This window comes from Epilithonimonas hispanica (genome assembly GCF_003385395.1).
Taxonomy (GTDB): domain Bacteria; phylum Bacteroidota; class Bacteroidia; order Flavobacteriales; family Weeksellaceae; genus Epilithonimonas; species Epilithonimonas hispanica.
Map to the genome: position 1 here is coordinate 58,369 of NZ_QNUG01000007.1, position 22,603 is coordinate 80,971.

Below are 22,603 nucleotides of genomic sequence, written 5' to 3' on the forward strand. Positions count from 1 at the left end.
CCTTTATACATTTATCCCTTATGAGCAACTTCAATTTAGAGAATTCACACAATAGCATCAAGTATTTGATTTTTAGCACACTATGAATAGTAAATATAAACAAACGCAAATTGACTAAACAAAAAAAAGACCGTCTTCTAAACGGTCTTAAAATTCAAATATTGCAAATATTATTTAACAATAATCTTTTTACTAAGTTTAGTTTGCTCTCCAGTAACATTTACAATATAAGTTCCTGGCACAAGCTTAGAAGTATTTACTTCAACTGAAGTTGCATTAGGAGCTAATTTCAACACTTGCTGCCCTGCAATATTATACACTTCTACACTTGAAATTTTTGATTCCCCTGAAACATTAAATACTTGATTGCTAACTAGCGTAGGATAAACAGAGAAAGACTTTGCTTTAACATCTACAACAGCCAAATCTCCTTCACCATACACGAAGTCATCAATATACCACTCACAAGGATCATTTGTACTTGTAGATCCAGTTATAAATAGACTTCCCGTATCAAATTTCCAAAGATCAGCACCTCCTACAGACAATCCAGGAGCCGTATAATCTGTTTCTATAATTTTTGTCCCGTCTATATATAACGAAACAATTGCGCTGTCCAAATCAAAAACTACTTTGTAAGTTGCCCACTGCCCGATTGGGTAGTCAATTGGATTTGATAACGATACAGTTCCTGCATCAGCGTAAAGCGAAACATACATTTTATTGTCATAATTACTATCACCAATAAAAGTATTTGTGTTAAAGTTCAATTTAAAAGGCATTGAATCATCACCATAAGCAGCAGGATTTGAAGTATCTTCCATGAATGCCATCCATGCCGATTTGTTAGCAGGAACAAGCATTTTCCACTGATATGTATGTACCCCTGTATATACAGTTGGAATTTTCAAGATAACATCTTGCCCATTCACACTAATTGTACCTGATTTTGTTCCACTTGCAGCTTGCGCAGTTGAAACAACTAAATTTTCAGCACCTGATGCTCCAGACCAATTCGACCAATGTCCTCCATAATAAGATCCAGCAGAATAGCTTTCAAAATCGTCATTAATAGAAACTTGCGCATTTGTAGCAGCCATTACCATAACGCTTGCTAAAAGATAGATTTTTCTCATATTAATAAATTTATTTTTTTTAAATTTTGTCTAATTTACATTTTATTTTTAAATATTCAAAAAATAAAATGCAAAATACTAATGAATTACAATTTGTTAAGACATAATCTTAAATTCTTCACATTTATAATACTCACTTAAAATATTAATTTTCTAAGATGAATAAATACACTCCTGAATATTTGTCTTTCAAATTAATTAAAGGCTGCCTCAATAATGAGGCAGCTTAGGATGATTACCATCCAGGGTATTGTTTCATATTTTGATTAATATTCATTTCTCTCAAAGGCATTGGAATTACAAATAATTTATCATTTCCTGGAACTTCGCAGACAATGCTGTAGCAATTTGAAGTTTTGGAAAATCCTAAATTATTTCTTTTCAAATCGAAAAACCTTTGTCCTTCAGCGAAAAATTCTTTCCTTCTTTCTGTTAGTATGTTTTCTAAACTTCCAGAAGTATATGTTGTTCCACCCCTTTCTGAAGCAAAGGCATTCAATTCTATAAGTGCTGCTGGTAGATTACCCAACTTATTGAGTGCTTCCGCTTTATTCAAATAAGCTTCCGACATCCTTAGAACCTTTACATTCTGTGTAAAGTTACCTTCGGATGTTGCTCTAATATATTTTTTAGTCCACACACCTCTTGGTTCGTCTTGAGTTGGAATAGTTGATCCAGTAGCAAGAAACAATTCTTTTCTTACGTCACTTGCTGGAAAAGCATCATAAAAACTTTTTTGAAATAAAAATCTTTTTTTACCTCCGTTGCTCGCATAAAAAACCGAGAGAGAATTGTTGACACCTGTATTTTCTCCAACTGCAGAGTTCATATTGATCTCCCATACCGTTTCGGGTTGATTTTCGCTCTCACCTATAGTAGGCGATGTGAAGTAAGTCACATAATCTGCTTTGGAGACAAATTTAAATTTGCTACTTGACGAGGCCGCAGAATTGATTACCAAATTGGCATAATCAAGTGCTTTCTGGTAATCTCCAGCTGCACCACGAGTAAGGTAAACTCTGGACAACAATAACCTTGCAGCAGTAGGACTCAAATGGCCTTTGTTCGTTGGCGCTTCCTTTGTCATAATGCTAAGGGCAGTAGTCAAATCAGAAATAATTACATCATAAACTTCTGCTACAGTAGCTCTAGGCAATTGGCTATCCGCATTATAATTTCCAAGATTTAATGGTATACCATACTCTAGATTTGTTCCAGAAGTTGGATTAGGAGAATAGAAATTAAGGGCATAGAAATATCCTAATGCTCTTGCAATTCTTGCTTCACCTTTGTAATTGAGTACAGCAGGCGTTTCTTTTAACGAGGTATCATTAATCACCGCATTGGCTAAAACGATACCATCATAAAATTCGTCTAACATTCCAAAATCTGATATATCCGCAGACCAATTTAAAAACCCTGTTGTTCTGTACGCTACATCCGTGTTTTGTGAAGTAATGAAAACATTGTCAGAAATCAAATCTCCAAATACCAAAACATCAGTTCCAAAGCCTGCTGCGGTAGAATACTGATCATATATTCCATTGACCAAGAATTCCATATCTGACTCAGTAGCTAATGGGGTATTAAGTGGGAATTGATCTACAGGCATCTCATTCAATCTTTCCTCGCTACAAGAAGACAAAGTTAGAGCACCTACTAATATGCTTATAAATATTTTTTCTAATTTCATAATACTAATTTTAAAAATCTAAAGAAACTCCAAAAGATAAACTTCTCATAATTGGAGATGTGTAATCGTACAATCCTTTTCCTTGCCAAGAAGCACCTGCAGCATTTGAATTAGCCTCAGGATCAAAAGTCAAGCTCTTATCGAAAGTATACAACCATAAGTTAAACCCTCTTAAGTATAAAGTCAAATTTTCTATTCCTGCATCTTTCAATACATTCCCAAAACTATATGCAAGCTTAACTTCTTTTAATCTGATATGATCCCCATCTCTCATCCATCTTGTTGATGGACCAGACGCATTAACAGGATTGAATGATCCTGGTAATTGTATCGGGTTTGATGCTGTAGTATTTGTAGGAGTCCAGCTATCGTATAGCGCATCTGTGATTTGGTTATTATTTGCAGAGCCATCACCCAAGATATAGTTTTGCCATCTGTTATGAACAGAATATTCGAATTGTCCAGTTAAAAATACACTGAGTGATACATTTTTATATCTAAACTCACTTTTAAACCCTGCTGTATATTTGGGGAAAGGCGATTTACCTTGCCAAACTCTTTGAGCTGAGGCTCTATTATTGGTGGTTGCAGTATGCGAAGCATCTGTCCAGAATAAGCCATCTCCATTGCTTGGATCTACACCTGCCCAGTCATATGTATAATATTCTCCTAACAGATGTCCTTCCGCAGTAGCTCTCATACTATTTGCTGTACCTGACAATGTAATCTCAGTTGGATCATTAAGACTCTCTATTGTATTTTTATTGTAAGCAAAGTTACCATCTAAAAACCATTTGAAATCTCCTTTAGTAAAAGGTCTAGCATTCAACGTAACCTCAACACCTTTGTTTAGGATTGTTCCCACATTAGCTAAATAGGAATCCAATGCACCTGCAGATTGCGCTGTCTGTCTTTGCCATATCGCATCAACTGTTTTTCTGTTGTATACATCCACAGTAGCACCTAAATTACCATCTAGTATAGCAACATCCAATCCTATGTTTGCTTGCTTGGAAACCTCCCATACTAAATTTCTATTACCAGCTTGTGTAATGTTGGTTGCAGTCTCTGCAGCATACGCATATGCTGGACTGATCAAAGCGTATGAATTATATGTTGATCCCCATTGATCAGCATATGGAATATTTCCAATCTCCCCATAGTTTGCTCTAATCGACAACTGACTGAAAAAATCTGGTGCGAAGTTTTCATTCTTTACGTTCCAAGATCCCGCAACTGACCAAAAGTTTCCAAATTTGGAATCTCCTAATGTAGAGTTACCATCTCTTCTAATTTGTCCAGAGAATGAATATTTGGAATCGTATGTATAATTCAACCTAGAGAAATATGAAATCTGAGTCCACTTTTCTCTTGTAGAAAATGAAGCAAGAAAAGGCTGTGTTGCAAAAGTAAGGTATGGTAAAGGACTTGATAGTTTATCTCCCTGAGCTCCTAACACATAATATTTATGCTCTTGATATTCCATTCCCACATAAGCTTGGATATCATGCTTTTCAGCCAATACTCTTTTGTAACTAATAGAGTTATTCCAATTCCAATCAAAGGCGCTTGTTCTCGTATCCAAGACATATCCTCCATAAGTTAATCCGTCACCAATTGATGGATGCCAGAATTCCTTTTCATCTAATGCCTGATACTGAACACCAAATAACGAGTTAGCATAAAATCCTTTTGCAAATTGCCAATCTCCACTAACCGAAGAAACAAAAGTTTTAATTGAACCCATCATCATATCCATATTTTGGATAGCAACAGGATTAAAATTGTCGTTTCCATTACCTAAGTTAGTTTGATTGTAAGTTCCACTACCATCTATATTATAGACTGGGTAGATAGGCGCGATATACCAGTTAGTCAACCAAGGATTTCTATAAGCACCTCCATCACTATAAGTTCTCCTCTCTACATTAGTAAAGTTCGCGTTGAATGCCAAATTAAACTTATCAGAAATCTTGTGATCTACCGCCGCATTTAAACTCAACCTATCAAATTTGCTTTTAAGAACTAATGGTTCATTTTGATAGTACGAGCCTCCTAAACGAAACGAAGTATTCTCTCCTCCTCCTGTTGCAGAGAAGCTATAAGTATTAACTGTAGAAGTCTTTCTTTGAACTGCATCTTGCCAACTTTGATCCGTTACCCCATCATAGTTATTATCAGTGGCGAACTTATCAATTGCCGTTTGCATATCGGTAGTTATGCCATTTCTGTAATCTCTATTTACATAAGTAAGCCCACCCCATCTCAAATATTCTGAGGCATTCATATAATTTTGTTTATCATAAGCAATATCTTGTACAGACATATCACTTGACAAATTAAATCTTGTTTTTTGATTATACTTACCTCGTTTAGTAGTTACTACAATCACACCGTTTGCTCCCCTAGCACCATACAATGCAGTAGCTGAAGCATCTTTTAACACCGCAACTTTTTCTATTGCATTCGGATCTATACTTGCCAACGGATTCCATGACTCCATAACCTGAGCGTTGTCAGATCCTTTACCGACAACCACACCATCAATAACATATAATGGATTAGGTGTTCCTATTAATGAGCCGACACCTCGAATAGTAATTAAATTTGTAGAGCCTGGATCCCCTCCATTTGTAGAAAAAACTAAACCAGCAACTCTACCGTTCAACACCTCATCAATTGAAGCAACCGGAGTAGACTCAAAATTTGCTTTGGATACAACGCTATAAGAACCTAATTTAACAGCTGGATCTAATTTGATTCCACCAACTAATACAACCTCTTCAATCTCTTTTGTTTTCGTGGTCGTATCACTTTTTTTCTTTTGTGCCATTAATGCTTGTCCCGTAAAGAACAACACACCAACGGATAACAATCGTAATTTTACATTCATATTAACACTATTTAATTATAATCTGCAAATATGTTAAAAAATATTAACACTGCAAATTTTAACAAGGCTTGGAATTATCAAATTCATCATACAAAACAATAATAGATTATAATTTGATATTTTTTTTTAAATATAATTAAATTATTATATCAATAATTCAGTTTTCACAATACACCCACTGTTATTATCAAGTATTATTTACAATTTAATTTTACTTATTTAGAATTATTACAAATAACGTTTATTGACATAAAAAAAACCGTCAACTGCGACGGTTTTTATTTTTATAAAATTTTACTTAAGTTTCTTCTTAACAGCTACTTCTTCATAAACCTCAAGAATATCTCCAACTTCTATATCATTATAGCCTTTGATATTAAGACCACATTCATAACCTTTTGTTACTTCTTTTACGTCGTCTTTGAAACGTTTAAGACTTTCTAATTCTCCATCAAATTTAACGATTCCATCTCTTAGGAGTCTGATTTTAGAATTTCTAGTAACTTTTCCTGAAAGAACCATACATCCAGCAATAGATCCAACTTTAGAAATTTTAAACACTTCTCTGATTTCTACATTACCAATAACTTGTTCCTGAATCTCTGGCGAAAGCATTCCTTCCATAGCTTCTTTCACTTCGTCAATTGCTCGGTAAATGATAGAATAAGTTCTGATTTCAACTTCTTCTTTATCTGCAATATCTTTTGCATTGGCACTAGCTCTTACATTGAAACCAATCATGATTGCATCTGATGCAGCTGCTAATAACACATCCGACTCAGTAATTTGACCAACTCCTTTATGAAGAATATTAACCTGAATCTCTTCTGTTGACAATCTTTGTAATTGATCTGCTAATGCTTCAACAGAACCATCCACGTCACCTTTAAGGATAATATTCAATTCTTTGAAATCTCCTAAAGCAATACGACGTCCGATCTCATCAAGCGTCAAATGCTTCTTAGTTCTGATAGATTGCTCTCTTTGAAGTTGCTCTCTCTTATTGGCAAGAGATTTTGCTTCTCTTTCGTCAGCAAATACTCTGAATTTATCTCCAGCTGTCGGCGCACCGTCTAAACCAAGAATTGTAACAGGGATTGATGGTCCTGCTTTTTCCATTGGTTTACCACGTTCATCCAACATAGCCTTTACTTTACCGTGATTTTTACCCGCAAGTACGTAATCTCCAACTGTCAAAGTTCCATTTTGAACCAACATTGTTGCAACATAACCACGTCCTTTATCTAAAGCGGCTTCTATGACAACTCCACTAGCCTGTTTGTTAGGATTAGACTTTAACTCTAACATCTCAGCTTGAAGGAGTACTTTTTCTAATAACAAATCTACATTGTTACCAAACTTAGCAGAGATTTCTTGAGCTTGTACATTTCCACCCCATTCTTCTACCAAAACATTCATCGCTGAAAGTTGCTCTCTGATTTTGTCTGGATTAGCTCCTGCTTTATCAACTTTGTTGATAGCAATAATCATTGGAACACCAGCTGCTTGTGCGTGAGCAATAGCTTCTTTTGTTTGTGGCATTACGTCATCATCCGCTGCAACAACAATAATTGCAATATCTGTAATCTGAGCACCTCTAGCTCTCATCGCTGTAAACGCCTCGTGACCTGGTGTATCTAGGAATGTAATTCTTTGTCCACTTTCCAACTTAACATTGTAAGCTCCAATGTGCTGAGTAATTCCACCTGACTCTCCTGCAATTACATTAGTTTTTCTAATATAATCCAGCAATGAAGTTTTACCGTGATCTACGTGTCCCATTACTGTTACAACAGGCGCTCTCGGCAATAGATCTTCTTCCAAATCTGGAACATCATCAGCCGCTGCTTCTTCTACATCAGCATCAGCAAATTCAATTTTATAACCAAACTCATCTGCTACTAATAATAATGTATCTGCTTCTAGACGCTGGTTCATTGTCACCATTACACCTAGAGAAAAACATGCAGAGATTACTTCTGTTGCACTTACATTCATCAAACTAGCTAATTCGCTAACTGTGATGAACTCAGTTACTTTAAGAGTTCTGTCTGCTGCATCAATTTCTTGTTGAAGCTCGTCTTGCTCTCTTCTCCAAGATCTTTTATCTTTTCTATGCTTAGAACCTTTAGACTTACCACCTTTATTAGTTAGTTTTTCTAAAGTTTCTTTAATTTGATTTTTAACTTGCTCATCGGTCAATTCAACCGGCATAGTACGCCCTTGACCACCTCGGTTGTTACCACCTCGGTTGTTGTTACCACCTGGACGATTGTTGTTACCACCCGGACGATTACCTCCCTGACCTTGTGGGCGGTTGCCATTATTATTACCTTGTCCTCCTTGTCTGTTGCCTCCACCTTGGTTATTACCACCTTGATTGTTAGAGTTTGTTTGTCCTGGAACGTCTTTAGTAATACGTTTTCTTTTTTTCTTGGCAGCGTTATTGTTAGAATTAGCCGAAGGTTTTGGCTTATTGAATTGGGACAAATCAATTTTTTCCCCTACAATCTTAGGACCATCCAATTTCTGATAAACAGTCTCAATTTTTTGAGGTTCGTCAGACTCTACAACTGGAGTAGAAACTTCAGCTACCGGTTGAGGTTTCTCAACTTTAGGTTCCGGCTTTGGTTCTTCTTTTACAACTGGTTTAGGTTCTTCTTTAGGTTTTTCAGAAGGCTTTGATCTTCCAGTGTCTATTTTGGATAGATCAATTTTATCTAAAACCTTGAACTCTTGTTTCTCCTCTCTTTTTACAACCTCTGGCTGTACTTCTTTTTTCTCTTCTACTACAGGAGGTGCAGTAGGAGCAACCTCTTCCACAGGCTTAGCTGGGTTAAGATCGATTTTTCCCAAGATTCTGGTTTCAGGTCTTGTGCTTGATTTGGCTCTTATAACCTCAGGAGCTTTTTCTTCGATCGCTAATTTTTCGTCAGGAACTTTAGAAATTACTACCTCATGAGAAGCTTTTCTCTGTTCACCATCTTTTCGGAACTCAGCTTCCAATGCAGAAAATGCCTGTTCTTCTAATAGAGCGTTAGGATTACTGTCCACTTCTATCCCTTTGCCCTGAAGATATTCCACAGCTCTTGGTATAGAAATGTTAAGTTCTTTAACGGCTTTATTTAATCTTATTTTTGGCATAAATATAAATTTGCTTTTGGCTTTAGCGTTTTAAGCTTTTGGCTTTATTTTTCTTTTTATTAAATATTTTGTTTTACAGAAAACTTTCCGAAAACTTTATTTCATTTTATTAACCTTCTAATTCTTCTCTTAGAATGTTTTTCACATCTTCAATTGTCTCTTCTTCAAGATCTACAATTTTCAACAATCCTTCAGTATCTTTATCAAGAACACTTCTAGCTGTAGTCAATCCAACTTTTTTGAACTCATCAATAATCCATGCTTCGATCTCATCTGAGAATTCTCTTAATTCAACATCATCATCATCAGAAGTTTCTCTGTAAACATCAATCTCGTAACCTGTTAACCAAGACGCTAACTTGATATTCTGACCTTGTTTACCAATCACTTTAGAAATCTCTTCTACTGGCGTATATACCAGTGCATAGTTTGCTTCTTCGTTGATTTCAATTTTATTAATGATAATATTTCCTAAAGCTCTCTTCACAAAGATTTCAGGATTTTTTGACCATTGGATCACATCAATATTTTCATTCTTAAGCTCTCTTACAACTCCATGAATCCTAGAACCTTTCACTCCAACACAAGCTCCAACAGGATCAATTCTATCATCATAAGCATCAACAGCAATCTTCGCTTTTTCACCAGGGATTCTTACTACTTTTTTAAGAATAATAGTTCCGTCCTGGATTTCAGGAATCTCAAGCTCCAATAACTCTTCTAGGAATTTAGGCGCTGTTCTAGAAACGATAATTTGTGGTTTAGAACCTCTAAAATCAACACTTTCTACAATTCCTTTTACGGTTTCTCCTTTCTTGAAGAAATCAGAAGGAATCTGGTTTTCTTTTGGCAAAATGAATTCGTTATCTTCATCATCCAAAAGAATCACGTGCTTGTGACGAATATGGTGTACTTCACCAATAATAATTTCACCAATTTTATCTTTGAATTGTTCATACAAAGAAGCGTTAAAATGCTCTTGAATTTTTGTAGCCAAGATTTGTTTCAATGTTAGAATATTTCTTCTGCCTAATTTAGCAACCGGAATCTCTTGTGTATATTCTTCTCCTACTTCAAAAGTTGGATCTATTTTTCTAACTTCAGAAATTTCTATTTCCAAGTCATCATCTTCAGACATCTCATCTTCAACAATCACTTTGTTCAAGAAAATCTGAAAATCTCCTTTATCAGGGTTTACAATCACATCAAAGTGATCATCAGAATCGTATCTTTTTCTAAGAAGAGTCTTAAGAGAATCTTCGATAATAGCCATTAAGTCTATTTTGCTGATATTCTTTATTTCTTTAAAATCACCAAAGGCTTCTATTAAAGCTAAATTATCCATATTCTAATATATAATTGATAAATGACAGATGATGACTGAATCAAACATCTATCTATATTGTTAAAATTTAATTACTACTAATGCTTTTTTGATTTCGGAATAAGGAATTTCCTTTTCTTCAACAACATCCTCTTTTCCTTTTCCTATTAATTTCGGACGTCTATATTCCAGCTTCAGAACAATTTTTTCTTCATCAACAGTTAAAAGTTCGCCTTCAATTTCAGAAGAATCATTCAACATTACTTCAATCTCTCTACCTATGTTCTTTTTAAATTGTCTTGGCGACTCTAGAGGCTCGCTTAATCCAGCAGACATTACTTGCAAACTAAAATCATGAATCTCACGATCCATATTAAACTCTATTGCTCTACTTGCATCCAGACAGTCCTGAAGTGTAACTCCATTATCTCCATCCAATATTACTATAACATCGGATGAAGCTGAAATCTTCAAATCTACCAGAAAAAGATCTGTTCTTGTTAATAAAAACTCGTTAAGTAATCGACTTATTTCTGTTTTGAAATCCATAATTAATAACCACTTAATTACATCTACGAAAAAAGGCATTCTTGCGAAAGCCTTCCCATTTTCCCGTAAATCTTTTGCAAAGATAATTAAATTTTATTTAACAAACAAAAACCCGTAATTACAACTAAATAAACTTCGACTAAATTTTCTTAGTTTTGTACGAATATTAAAATTATTCTTTGTGAATATAGCAATTGTTAACGCTTAATATATCGTATATAATCAAACAAGCAAACCCCTAACATACTTCATAAGCATGGGCAAAAAGCAAACGCTATGAAAAAAACAGATCATCTCCACCTATTAGTTTAGTCTGGAAAAGATGAAAAAAAACTATTAAAATTAGACAATTATAAAAAATGAAAAATATAATAATTACTGGTGGTGCTGGATTTATAGGCTCTCATGTCGTAAGAGAATTTGTAAAAAACAATCCGGATTCAACAATTATTAATCTAGATGCATTAACTTATGCTGGAAATCTTGAAAATTTGAAAGACATCGAAAACGAACCAAATTATGTTTTCGAAAAAGCAGACATTACAAAACCTGAAGAACTAAGAAAGGTTTTTGAAAAATATAACCCAGACGCTGTTGTACATTTGGCCGCTGAGAGTCACGTAGATAGAAGCATCACAGACCCTAATGCTTTTATTAATACGAATGTTAACGGTACTGCAAATCTTCTTAATCTTTGTATCGAATTCTGGACTTTGAACCCAAATCATACACACGGAAGATTTCCTAATGAGCCTAGAAAAAATCTTTTCTACCACGTTTCTACGGATGAAGTTTACGGAAGTTTGGGAGAAACTGGTTTCTTCTTGGAAACGACACCTTACGATCCACAATCGCCTTATTCCGCTTCGAAGGCAGCTTCTGACCACTTGGTGAGAGCTTATGGAAATACTTACGGAATGCCATTTATTTTGTCAAATTGTTCCAACAATTACGGTCCAAATCACTTTCCTGAGAAATTGATTCCACTTTGTATTTCGAATATCATTAATGAAAAGCCATTACCAATATATGGTGATGGAAAATATACTAGAGATTGGTTATTCGTAATTGATCATGCAAAAGCGATTCATCAGATTTTCAACGAAGCTAAAACGGGTGAGACATATAACATCGGAGGCTTCAACGAATGGCAGAATATTGACCTTGTTAAAGAATTGATCAAACAATTGGATGCTAAACTTGGCAAACCAGAAGGATATTCGGAAAAATTGATTACGTATGTTAAAGACAGACCTGGTCACGATAAACGTTATGCCATCGATGCTACAAAACTTAACAAAGATCTTGGATGGAAACCATCCGTAACATTCGAAGAAGGATTAGGAAAAACCATCGAATGGTTCTTAGACAACAAAGAATGGTTGGATAATGTGACCTCTGGCGATTATCAAAAATACTACGAAAGTCAATATTCATAAAATACAAAAAAACTAATCGTAAAATGAAAGGAATTATTTTGGCCGGAGGCTCCGGAACAAGACTTTACCCGTTAACAATCGCAGTCAGCAAACAGTTGATGCCTGTTTATGACAAACCAATGATCTACTATCCACTCTCGACATTGTTGTTGGCTGGGATCAAAGACATTTTAATCATCACAACGCCTCATGATCAGGCAGGATTTATCAAGCTGCTAGGCGACGGATCTCAATTGGGATGTAATATAGAATATGTGGTTCAACCAAGCCCAGATGGATTAGCACAAGCTTTTATTCTTGGAGATCAATTCATTGGTGACGATTCTGCTGCCTTGGTTTTGGGCGATAATATTTTCTACGGTTCCGAAATGGGAACTTTATTGAAAAATAAAACCAATCCAGACGGCGGTGTTGTTTTCGCTTATCACGTTGCTGACCCAGAAAGATATGGTGTTGTGGAATTTGATAAAGATTTCAAAGCACTTTCTATTGAGGAAAAACCAACTGAGCCGAAATCAAATTATGCTGTTCCAGGACTTTATTTCTATGATAATGAAGTAGTTGAAATTGCAAAAAACATCAAACCTTCTCCAAGAGGTGAACTAGAAATCACGGATATCAATAATGTTTATCTTAGCAAAGGTAAATTGGAAGTTGGTGTTCTAGATAGAGGAACTGCTTGGTTGGACACGGGAACTTTTGATTCTTTACAAGATGCTTCAGAATTTGTAAGCGTCATTGAAAAAAGACAAGGTTTTAAAATCGGATGCATTGAAGAAATTGCCTTTAGAAACAAATTCATTAACGAAGAAAAACTTTTGGAAACAGCTGCAAAATATGGAAAAAGTGGATATGGAAAATATCTGAAAAATCTTATTAAATAATCACAAATATAAACACAAATGAGTGATTCTCAAAATCATCAATGGACCGAAACGATAGAATCCAAACATTCTCTTTTTGATCTTAATTTGAAAGAGGTCTGGCGTTACAGAGATTTGGCTTTTATGTTTGTCAAAAGAGACTTTGTGTCTAGTTTCAAACAAACTATTTTAGGTCCTATCTGGTTTTTCATCAATCCAATTTTTACAACTATTGTTTATATTGTTATTTTTGGAAACATTGCAAAATTATCCACAGATGGTGCTCCAAAAATCCTTTTCTACCTTGCAGGAATCACGCTTTGGAACTATTTTTCTAGTTGCCTTGTAGGTACATCTAATGTATTTACCAATAATGCTGGGATATTTGGTAAAGTCTATTTTCCTAGATTAATCATGCCAATATCTATAGTACTTTCCAATCTAATGAGATTTGGAGTACAAATGGGTCTTTTTTTAATTGCTTTTTTTTACTATCTGTTCAAAGGAGAAGTTCAACCAAACTGGTGGATTCTTGCAACGCCCTTTTTAATTATTTTGATGGCGATATTTGCTTTGGGAATGGGAATGATATTTTCTTCATTGACAACAAAATACCGTGATTTGCAAATGTTGCTGACGTTTGGGATCAGTTTATACATGTATGCGACACCGGTCATATATCCTGCATCAAGTTTAAAAGGTATTTTTAAAACAATTGCTTATTACAATCCACTAACTGGTATTTTTGAATGTTTTAAATATGCCTGGTTAGGAGTTGGAGATTTTGACGCACTAATGTTGGTCATCAGTACCATTATAATATTCATAATTCTAGCGATAGGTACTGTAATCTTCAATAAAGTGGAGAAAAGCTTTATGGATACGGTTTAGTTAAGCCCTCCAACCATTATAAATGTAAACAAATGAAGAAATATTTAATCGTAGGAAGTGGCTTTTCCGGAGCAGTAATAGCAGAGCGGCTTTCAAAAAATCCCGACAACCAGATTTTGGTAATTGATGAAAGAAATCATATTGGAGGTAATTGTTTTACAGAAAGAGACAAGGAAACCAATATCATGGAGCATAGATACGGTCCTCACATTTTCAATACAGATAATCAGTTCGTCTGGGACTATGTGCAGAACTTTTGTGAGATGGTTCCTTTTATCAATCGTGTAAAAACAATTTATAAATCAAACGTCTATTCCCTTCCTATAAACCTTCATACAATCAATCAGTTTTTCAAAAAAACATTAAATCCAAATGAAGCCAAAAAATTTATTGAAAGCATTGCCAATCATAATATTGTAATACCTCAAAATTTTGAAGAACAAGCTTTGAAATTTATAGGAGCCGATTTATACAATGCTTTCTTTTACGGCTACACTAAAAAGCAATGGGGTTGTGAACCTAGAGAGTTGCCCTCAAGTATTCTTAAAAGACTACCTATCCGTTTCAACTATAATGATAATTATTACAATAATTATTACCAGGGAATACCCAAACACGGATATACTGCTATTTTTGAAAAAATGCTAGATGCTCCTAATATAGAAATTCGACTAAATACAAAATTTGATGATTCTTGGGATATCAAAGATTATGATCACGTTTTCTATACTGGGGCTATTGATTCATTTTTCAATTATAAATATGGGCGACTATCTTACAGAACCGTATTTTTTAACAAAACAACTACAGAGGGGGATTATCAGGGTAATGCAGTTATAAATTATGCAGATCCTGAAGTTCCTTATACAAGAGTTCACGAACATAAACATTTTACACCTTGGGAAGATCACCAAAAGACCATATATTTTAAAGAATACAGTAAAGAAACCGAAGCAAACGACATTCCATATTACCCGAAAAGATTGAAACAAGATATGGAAATCTTTGCTAAGTATGAAACCGAAAAAAATACTTTGGACAAATTTACTTTCTTAGGAAGATTGGCAACTTACCGCTATATGGACATGCATCATGTAATTGGGGAGGCTTTACAAATTGCAAAAAACTTCAAATAATAAAAATGGCATTAGCATTAAAAGCTGAAGATATATCGAAACAATATAGATTAGGGCAAGTAGGTACAGGAACACTTTCACATGACCTCAATCGCTTCTGGCATCAGATTCGTGGAAAAGAAGACCCTTACCTTAAAATTGGAGAGTCTAATGACCGGACTCAGAAAGGAGAAAGCGAATATGTATGGTCTCTTCGCGATATCAACTTTGAAATAGAACAAGGCTCTGCAGTAGGTATTATTGGAAGAAACGGTGCTGGAAAATCTACGCTTTTAAAACTTCTGAGCAAAGTAACAAAACCCACAACTGGAAGAATCCTGACCAGCGGTAGAATAGCATCTTTACTAGAGGTAGGTACAGGTTTCCATCCGGAAATGACTGGTCGAGAAAATGTTTACCTCAATGGCGCAATTCTCGGGATGACAAGGAAAGAAATTACGAGAAAATTTGATGAGATTGTAGATTTTTCAGGTGTTGAAAGATACATTGATACGCCTGTAAAACGCTATTCATCCGGGATGTATGTTCGCCTTGCCTTTGCTGTAGCAGCACATTTAGAATCTGAAATTCTAATCGTAGATGAAGTTCTTGCGGTGGGGGATGCCGAGTTTCAGAAAAAATGCTTGGGTAAGATGGGAGACGTATCCAAAGGAGAAGGTAGAACCGTACTGTTTGTAAGTCATAATATGGATGCTGTAAAAAAACTGTGTGACAAAGGAATATTTCTTGATAAAGGAACTGTAAAATATCACGGAAATATTAGCAAGACAATTTCTATTTATAACCAACATCTTTTTGAAAACAAAATAACTGATTATACTAATAACGATAACAAAAAAGAAAAAGTATCACGTGTTTTTATAAGCGATGAAAATGGTATCAAAAAAAATTCAATTAGTTCTTTTGATGGAGATTATTTTTTAAATATTACTTTACAAGCAGAAAATTTCTCTAACGTAGAGTTTGGATGTACCATTTTTACTGAAGATGGAGAAGCTCTAATTTCTTCTGAAATACTTAGTGATCTATCTCCCGTAGGCGGAGTTTCTAATGCTAAAATAAAACTGCCACATAATTTATTGACAGAAGGAAATTATTATCTAGAAGGAGCAATGTGGAGGAAAGGCGTAGGAAGCATAGAACAAAAAGATTACTATATATCGATTATTGTGGAGCCTAGAAATCTAATAGAATTGGAAGGAGGCAAGGTTCTTGGCAAACTACTAAATCCCAATTCTTGGATAAAAATTTAGTAATTATGAGTATATATATTGCTTGTCCCCCTCTCTTTGCCACCGGTGGAACAGAATTGCTTCACCAGCTTCATCAAAAATTGAAGCAAAGAGGTATTGATTCTTATATTTATTATTATGATGCTATTCAAGAAAACAAGGAAGATTTGATTGCAGAACGATTTAAAAAATATTTTGTTAATTTTGAGAAAGAAATTGTATTAGATTTCGTAGATACAAAAGATCATTTTCTAATCTTACCGGAAACACTCTTTGGAAAAATAAAAACATCAAAAATCAAACTTTGCCAATGGTGGCTAAGTGTAGATAATTTTTTCAAAGACAAGTGGCTTCTAAAACAGAACTTGATATTTTCTAATGACCCTATACAGAATCTTAAAAATTTTTTAAAAAAAACAATTAATAGATTCCCGTATAATACTTTGAATGAAATGCTGAATCAAGAAAACGTATACTGCAATTTCTATCAAAGCCATTATGCATTACAATTTATCAAAAAATTGGGATTAAGAAATCCTTTGCCTCTATCCGATTTTATAAACTCTGATATTTTGCAATTGTCTGCCAGCACAGACATCTCTTCCAAAGAAAACATTATTATATATAATCCACAAAAAGGGATAGAAAAAATTGAAATACTAAAAAAAAACAGTCCCAAAAATTTCAATTGGATTCCAATAGAAAATATGTCTCCTATCGAAGTCCAAGAACTGTTTAAAAAATCTAAATTATATATTGATTTTGGATACCATCCCGGGAAAGACAGAATTCCAAGAGAAGCCGCAGTAAATGATTGCTGCATTATAACAAACAGAGAAGGTTCTGCAAAAAACAATATCGACATTCCCATTTTTGATAAATATAAATTTTCTGAACCCATAAAAGATCAGACAAAAATATTTGAATTGATTTCTGATATTTTTGCAAATTATAAATTGCATCTAAAAAATTTTCAATCATATAAGAATAAGATCTTAAAGGAAGAGCAGATTTTTGAAATTGAGATTGATCATTTTTTAAAAAAGTTAAAATTAATCTAAAATTCCACCCTTGAAAAACAAACTTGCCATAGTCATCCCCTACTACAAAATTGATTTTTTTGAAGAAACAATTAAATCTGTGGCGAGTCAAAAAGACAAGAATTTTTCTTTATATATAGGAAATGATAATAGCCCAGATGATCCTTTACCAATTATAAAAAAATATCTAAAGGATGATGAGTACAAATATTTTTATTACGAAGAAAATCTTGGCGGCAAAAATCTGGCATTGCAATGGGAAAGAATTTTAGAAAATATAACAGAAGAATGGTTTCAGATTTTGGGCGATGATGATGAGTTGCCTGAGAATTTTGTAGAATCTTTTTATAATTCTATAACTCAACTTGATGAAAAAGGGATTAATGTTATAAAGTTTCCTGTAAAAATTATCGATGAAAACAATAATTGTATCCGACAATTTTCTTTTGGCAAAAATCTGATTAGCCGATATGAATTTCTTATATCAAGAATCAATCATTCTGCTTTATCCTCTTTATCAGAAAATATTTTCAGAACTAAAAGCTTTTTAAAATATAAAATACAGCAATTTCCGCTTGCTTGGCACAGTGATGACTGCATGATTTTCGAATATGCTGAAAATGACCAGATCCTTTACTGTAAAAATACATTTGTTTTTGTAAGAATGTCTGAAAAAAACATCTCCTCCATGACAAATAATACCTCTTTGAAGGAAACAGCTACAAATGAATTTTTCACTTATATTATTGCGAACTATTATAGACAATTTAGCTCGACACAAAAAAAAATCATTTTAAAAAATTTAAAAAAACATTTATATTACTCACATCACAAGCTAAGCTTACAAACAATTTTTATAATTTTTACCGATAACTTCATTCATGGCCTAAAGCTTTCTAAATATCTACTTTAATGAATCATTTAGTCTCCATTATCATTCCCAACTTCAACCGGGCAACTCTTATAAAAGAGACCTTAGACTCGATAGCATCACAGACCTATCCTAACTGGGAATGTATTATTGTAGATGATGGCTCGACTGACGACTCTATAAAAGTAATTAACCAGTATGCTGAAAGAGATTCAAGGTTTAAACTTTTTATGCGCCCCAAAGATTATCCAAAAGGAGCCAATTCCTGTAGGAATATCGGCATAAAAAAAGCAGTTGGTAATTATATTATTTTCTTTGATAGTGATGATTTGATGACTCCCAATCATGTAGAAGAGAAATTAAAGTTAATTCAATCAGGCGATTTCGATTTTGCCATAACCAAGACAGAATACTTCAATAATCCGGAAAACATAAACCCCATCAATTACCGAAATCTCTTCACCCATCCCATTACAGCGGATAGTTTTATACAAAAGAAAATTAACTGGCTTACATTAGACCCTATTATTAAAGCAGAGATATCAAAATCAATCTATTTCACGGAAAATAACAAATCAGCTGAAGAATATAATTATTTTGTAAAACTTGTCCTCAAAACAGAAAAAGCTACAGTTAAGAATATTGCTTTGTCTTTAAGAAGAAATCATGTCGACTCTTTTCAATTTGGAAAAGGAATTGAAGAAAGACAAAGACAGATAAATTATTTTTATTATTTCTGGGATTCTTATAATGAAATTAAAGACCATCCAAATTTGAGTAAATCTTCTAAACGCTTTATGCTTGACCAGTGTTACATTATTTTAAAAAACAATAGATTTAAATTAGATTTATTTCATTTTAGCTGGGAATATTTGAAGCTTTACAACTTCAAATCAATAAAAAAAGTATTAAACTTATTGTAGTTATATGTTATCCATTATCATTTCTTCGTACCAAGATCATTATTTTCAACAACTATCAGAAAACATTCATCAAACCATTGGTGAAGGTTTTGATTTTGAAATTGTGAAAATATGGAATCCCGGTAAAGTTGGAATATGTGAAGCCTACAATCTAGGAGCAAAAGAAGCTACATATGACAATTTGTTATTTATACACGAGGACATTCTTTTTTCGGATACCGACTGGGGAAACAGACTTGTAAAAGTATTACAAGAACCTGGTTGTGGAGTTGTGGGTGTAGCAGGTGGGAATTATTACTCTTATGTCCCAGGAAGCTGGTGGAATAGAGGTTACAGCAAATTATACTTTATTCAAGTTGATCAAGATAATAATGAATGTTTTAATAATAATATCTCTGAAAGAATAAAATCAGAAGTCAAATCTCTGGATGGAGTTTTCCTAGCATGTACGCGAAAAGTGTATGATGAAGTACAATTTGATGAAAAAATTAATGGCTACCACGGTTACGATTTGATTTTTAGTTTGAAAGCCGCTAAGAAATATAAAAATTATGTCACAAATCAGGTTTTAATAAAACATTTTTCACAAGGCACGCTTTCCAAAGAATGGTTGCTAAATATTATTAAAGTAAGAGAAATTATAGGGACGTTTCCAGATCAAAATCTAGATCACCAACTAGAGATAGCAAATTTTTACAAGCTACTCATTCATCTTAAAAATCTAAAATTCAACTATAAAGAATCATTAAAAATCTGTTTAAAATATCTGAATCCCAATAAACTTGGGTTTATAAATACATTAAAAGCAATCAACAGGTTAAGATACTTATGATAAAATTATTTAAGAAAATATTCTTCCGTCTATATCCTTCAACAAAAGTAATCATTACTCCTAAAGGAGCAAGATGGGGAAATCTTTTGTATTTTTTCCTTAGAGCTTATTTGTTTGAAAAACAAGGCAAATCGTTAAGAGTATTGTACACCAATCATATGGATGATCTCTTGAGATTTTTTCCCGAACTGAATAAATATGTAATCTATGAAAAAGAAGTAAAATTTTTTCACGAAAAAGATTCTACCAATACTTTTTATCAAATTTTCGATAAAGATTTTACAGAGCAAAACATAGACGATTTTATAAAAGAACATCTTCTGTCTTCCGACTTTGTCCAATCATTCTTACAAACTCATCCAGAGCCAAGTATGGAAGATATCACGATTAATATACGCCGGGGAGATTTTTTTGAAAAAGGGAACTCATCAATTTATGGATTTGATCAGGTAGCATTTGTAAAGCATATTTTTGAAAACCATTTGCCAAAGAAAAAATGGAAAAAAGTCAGCATCCTATCGGACGACATAAACTGGTGTAAAGCAAATTTTGATTTTATTAAAGAATACACATCCGAATTACACTTTCCCGAATTAGGTGAAGATAAAATCTTTTCCAGTTTTTTATGGGTCGCCAATTCTAAAAATTTAATTCTATCAAACTCTACATTTTCGTTTTGGGCAGCCTATTTTTCCAATTACTTATATCATTCTCAAGAAAATACATATTGTCCTATTTTTGGAAGCAGAAGAATAGAAAATACAGATCTTTATCAATTTAATCCTAAGTGGAACATGATTAGAGATTTTAATTTTAATGTAACATGATAAAACCACTAACCTCTTTAAGATTTTTCTTTGCTTTTTTTGTGTTTTTAAGTCATCTTCAAGGAATAAAAACGGACAATATACTCTTTCAGTGGCTCACACGGAATATATTTTTTGAAGGCTATCTGGGGGTCAGCTTCTTTTTTATACTGAGTGGTTTTGTTATTTCTTACAGTTATGCTAAAAAGATTAACTCTTCAAAGTTTACCTCTTTTCAATTTTATAAAGCTCGTATGTTCAGAATATATCCGCTGTATATTTTAACGACAATTCTGGGTGTAGTCACCGTTATACACACACCAAGTCTATCAACATGGCTTATCAATATTTTTGCAATTCAATCATTTTTACCAACAATCAATGAACATGTAATGAATGCTCCTTCTTGGAGCATCAGTAACGAATTCTTTTTTTATCTATGCTTCCCATTACTTTATCCATTAATTGAAAAAAATAAAAAAAGCAGCATAATTATTATAATCTCTTCTTGTATTATTCTGTTTTCAACACCCCTATTTTTTTCGGAAGTCAATCAAAAATTTATTTTCTATATACATCCCCTAAGTAGATTATTGGATTTTTCTTTGGGAATATTATTATTTCATCTGTATCAATTAATACAGAAAAGAGATTTAAAAAGAATAAATTTTACTACTTGGGAGTCTTTAGCCTTATTATTTTTTATATTGACTTTTCTTCCTCATCATGCAATTCCACGAATGTTTAGATTTTCTGTCTATTATTGGTTACCGATGTCTGCTATCATTCTTGTTTTTGCATTACAACGTGGACATTTCTCAAAATTATTGCAAAATCGTATTTTAGTTTATTTAGGTGAAATCAGTTTTTCATTTTATCTGATGCATCTTATTGTTATAAATACTTTACTGCCTCTATTGCCAATCAACAACCCATTTACTTCATTAATCATAATTCTTATTGCTGTCGTCTTTTTTAGTATTATATTGTTTGAATATTTCGAAAAGCCTGTCAATACATTGTTAAAAAGAAAATTTTTACATTCATGATCCCAAAAAAAATACACTACTGCTGGTTTGGAGGAAACCCAAAACCCGAATCTTTCTACATCTGCCTAGACTCCTGGAAGAAAAACCTTCCAGATTACGAAATCATAGAATGGAACGAGTCCAACTTTGACATCACTTGTTGCGAGTACGTTCGTCTTGCAGCCGAGAAAAAAAAGTGGGCATTTGTTTCAGATTATGCAAGAGCTCTGGCTTTATTCGAGCAAGGTGGAATTTATATGGATATAGATGTGGAAGTCAAGTTTTCTCTTGATGAGTTTCTTGTTCACCGTGCATTTTCTGGTTTTGAGATCAAAGGTTCACCTTTTACAGCTCTTTGGGCAACAGAACAAAATCATCCTTGGCCAAAAAAAGTTTTGGAATTTTATAATCAGAAAACAAATTTTGATTTGACAACCAATACGGTTTTTGTCTCGGATCTTCTTATTAATCACTATAAAGCCAACCCAGAAAAAGATGAATATCAAGAATTGGCAGACGGCATAGCAATTTATCCATCCACCTATTTTTGCCTAGATCTTCCAAAGAACTATACATCTCATCATTTTGTTGGGACTTGGCACGAGCGAGACACGCCTAACCCTTTTAAAGATTATGTACACGCCTATTTTCATTTGAAAAATATTGCGGAAATCAAACAAGGAAAAAAAGAAATCCATAATGCTATCAATAATCTTAAAATCATCACAGCTGATGAAATATTGAATCAGTTTCCATTGAAAATGTTATTAAAACATATTTTAAGAAGGATAAGACCTTAAGAA

18 protein-coding genes are annotated in these 22,603 nt (G+C 33.6%); 12 read left to right on the plus strand and 6 right to left on the minus strand.

The window, feature by feature from the left end; translation table 11 throughout:
• Nucleotides 1–170 precede the first annotated feature (170 nt).
• From DRF58_RS04450 to rimP, 6 genes are all read right to left on the minus strand, one after another.
• On the minus strand, nucleotides 171–1,136 hold the full coding sequence (locus DRF58_RS04450; RefSeq protein WP_116033357.1) for a T9SS type A sorting domain-containing protein: 966 nt from the start codon (nucleotides 1,134–1,136) through the stop codon (nucleotides 171–173).
• Nucleotides 1,137–1,371: 235 nt separating this feature from the next.
• A complete protein-coding gene (locus tag DRF58_RS04455; protein WP_116033359.1) occupies nucleotides 1,372–2,829 on the minus strand; it encodes a RagB/SusD family nutrient uptake outer membrane protein in 1,458 nt (485 codons plus the stop codon).
• Nucleotides 2,830–2,839: 10 nt separating this feature from the next.
• Nucleotides 2,840–5,722, minus strand: a complete 2,883-nt coding sequence (locus DRF58_RS04460) for a SusC/RagA family TonB-linked outer membrane protein (RefSeq protein ID WP_116033360.1) — start codon at nucleotides 5,720–5,722, stop codon at nucleotides 2,840–2,842.
• Between the two features lie 294 nt (nucleotides 5,723–6,016).
• Nucleotides 6,017–8,866 carry a translation initiation factor IF-2 gene (gene infB / locus DRF58_RS04465; RefSeq protein ID WP_116033362.1) on the minus strand — a complete coding sequence of 950 codons (2,850 nt, stop codon included), beginning with the start codon at nucleotides 8,864–8,866 and terminating at the stop codon, nucleotides 6,017–6,019.
• 109 nt (nucleotides 8,867–8,975) lie between these two features.
• Nucleotides 8,976–10,211, minus strand: coding sequence for a transcription termination factor NusA (gene nusA / locus DRF58_RS04470; RefSeq protein ID WP_116033363.1), 1,236 nt, complete (start codon nucleotides 10,209–10,211; stop codon nucleotides 8,976–8,978).
• Between the two features lie 60 nt (nucleotides 10,212–10,271).
• Nucleotides 10,272–10,739, minus strand: a complete 468-nt coding sequence (rimP, locus tag DRF58_RS04475; protein WP_116033365.1) for a ribosome assembly cofactor RimP — start codon at nucleotides 10,737–10,739, stop codon at nucleotides 10,272–10,274.
• Nucleotides 10,740–11,098: 359 nt separating this feature from the next.
• Here rimP and rfbB point away from each other — a divergent pair, with 359 nt between their 5' ends.
• From rfbB to DRF58_RS04535, 12 genes are read left to right on the plus strand one after another with little or no spacing between them, the layout of a single operon-like run.
• Complete coding sequence (gene rfbB, locus DRF58_RS04480) at nucleotides 11,099–12,178, plus strand: dTDP-glucose 4,6-dehydratase (protein WP_116033367.1); 1,080 nt, start codon at nucleotides 11,099–11,101, stop codon at nucleotides 12,176–12,178.
• A gap of 23 nt (nucleotides 12,179–12,201) precedes the next feature.
• The gene (rfbA, locus tag DRF58_RS04485; RefSeq protein WP_116033368.1) at nucleotides 12,202–13,062 is read left to right on the plus strand and encodes a glucose-1-phosphate thymidylyltransferase RfbA; all 861 of its coding nucleotides are present in this window, start codon (nucleotides 12,202–12,204) and stop codon (nucleotides 13,060–13,062) included.
• A gap of 18 nt (nucleotides 13,063–13,080) precedes the next feature.
• Nucleotides 13,081–13,932 (plus strand): ABC transporter permease, encoded by an 852-nt coding sequence (locus DRF58_RS04490; RefSeq protein WP_116033370.1) that lies wholly within the window; start codon nucleotides 13,081–13,083, stop codon nucleotides 13,930–13,932.
• A gap of 32 nt (nucleotides 13,933–13,964) precedes the next feature.
• Nucleotides 13,965–15,068, plus strand: a complete 1,104-nt coding sequence (gene glf / locus DRF58_RS04495; protein ID WP_116033371.1) for a UDP-galactopyranose mutase — start codon at nucleotides 13,965–13,967, stop codon at nucleotides 15,066–15,068.
• Nucleotides 15,069–15,073: 5 nt separating this feature from the next.
• On the plus strand, nucleotides 15,074–16,321 hold the full coding sequence (locus tag DRF58_RS04500) for an ABC transporter ATP-binding protein (protein WP_116033373.1): 1,248 nt from the start codon (nucleotides 15,074–15,076) through the stop codon (nucleotides 16,319–16,321).
• Nucleotides 16,322–16,326: 5 nt separating this feature from the next.
• The gene (locus DRF58_RS04505; protein WP_123902359.1) at nucleotides 16,327–17,361 is read left to right on the plus strand and encodes a hypothetical protein; all 1,035 of its coding nucleotides are present in this window, start codon (nucleotides 16,327–16,329) and stop codon (nucleotides 17,359–17,361) included.
• Nucleotides 17,362–17,371: 10 nt separating this feature from the next.
• The gene (locus DRF58_RS04510) at nucleotides 17,372–18,253 is read left to right on the plus strand and encodes a glycosyltransferase family 2 protein (protein ID WP_157966705.1); all 882 of its coding nucleotides are present in this window, start codon (nucleotides 17,372–17,374) and stop codon (nucleotides 18,251–18,253) included.
• A complete protein-coding gene (locus tag DRF58_RS04515; RefSeq protein WP_116033378.1) occupies nucleotides 18,253–19,134 on the plus strand; it encodes a glycosyltransferase family 2 protein in 882 nt (293 codons plus the stop codon). The genes DRF58_RS04510 and DRF58_RS04515 overlap by 1 nt, the downstream gene beginning before the upstream one ends.
• A gap of 4 nt (nucleotides 19,135–19,138) precedes the next feature.
• On the plus strand, nucleotides 19,139–19,966 hold the full coding sequence (locus DRF58_RS04520) for a glycosyltransferase (protein WP_116033380.1): 828 nt from the start codon (nucleotides 19,139–19,141) through the stop codon (nucleotides 19,964–19,966).
• A complete protein-coding gene (locus DRF58_RS04525) occupies nucleotides 19,963–20,793 on the plus strand; it encodes an alpha-1,2-fucosyltransferase (protein WP_116033381.1) in 831 nt (276 codons plus the stop codon). The genes DRF58_RS04520 and DRF58_RS04525 overlap by 4 nt, the downstream gene beginning before the upstream one ends.
• A complete protein-coding gene (locus DRF58_RS04530) occupies nucleotides 20,790–21,821 on the plus strand; it encodes an acyltransferase family protein (protein ID WP_116033383.1) in 1,032 nt (343 codons plus the stop codon). The genes DRF58_RS04525 and DRF58_RS04530 overlap by 4 nt, the downstream gene beginning before the upstream one ends.
• A complete protein-coding gene (locus tag DRF58_RS04535; protein ID WP_116033384.1) occupies nucleotides 21,818–22,600 on the plus strand; it encodes a glycosyltransferase family 32 protein in 783 nt (260 codons plus the stop codon). Before DRF58_RS04530 ends, DRF58_RS04535 begins: the two co-directional genes overlap by 4 nt.
• Nucleotides 22,601–22,603 lie beyond the last annotated feature (3 nt).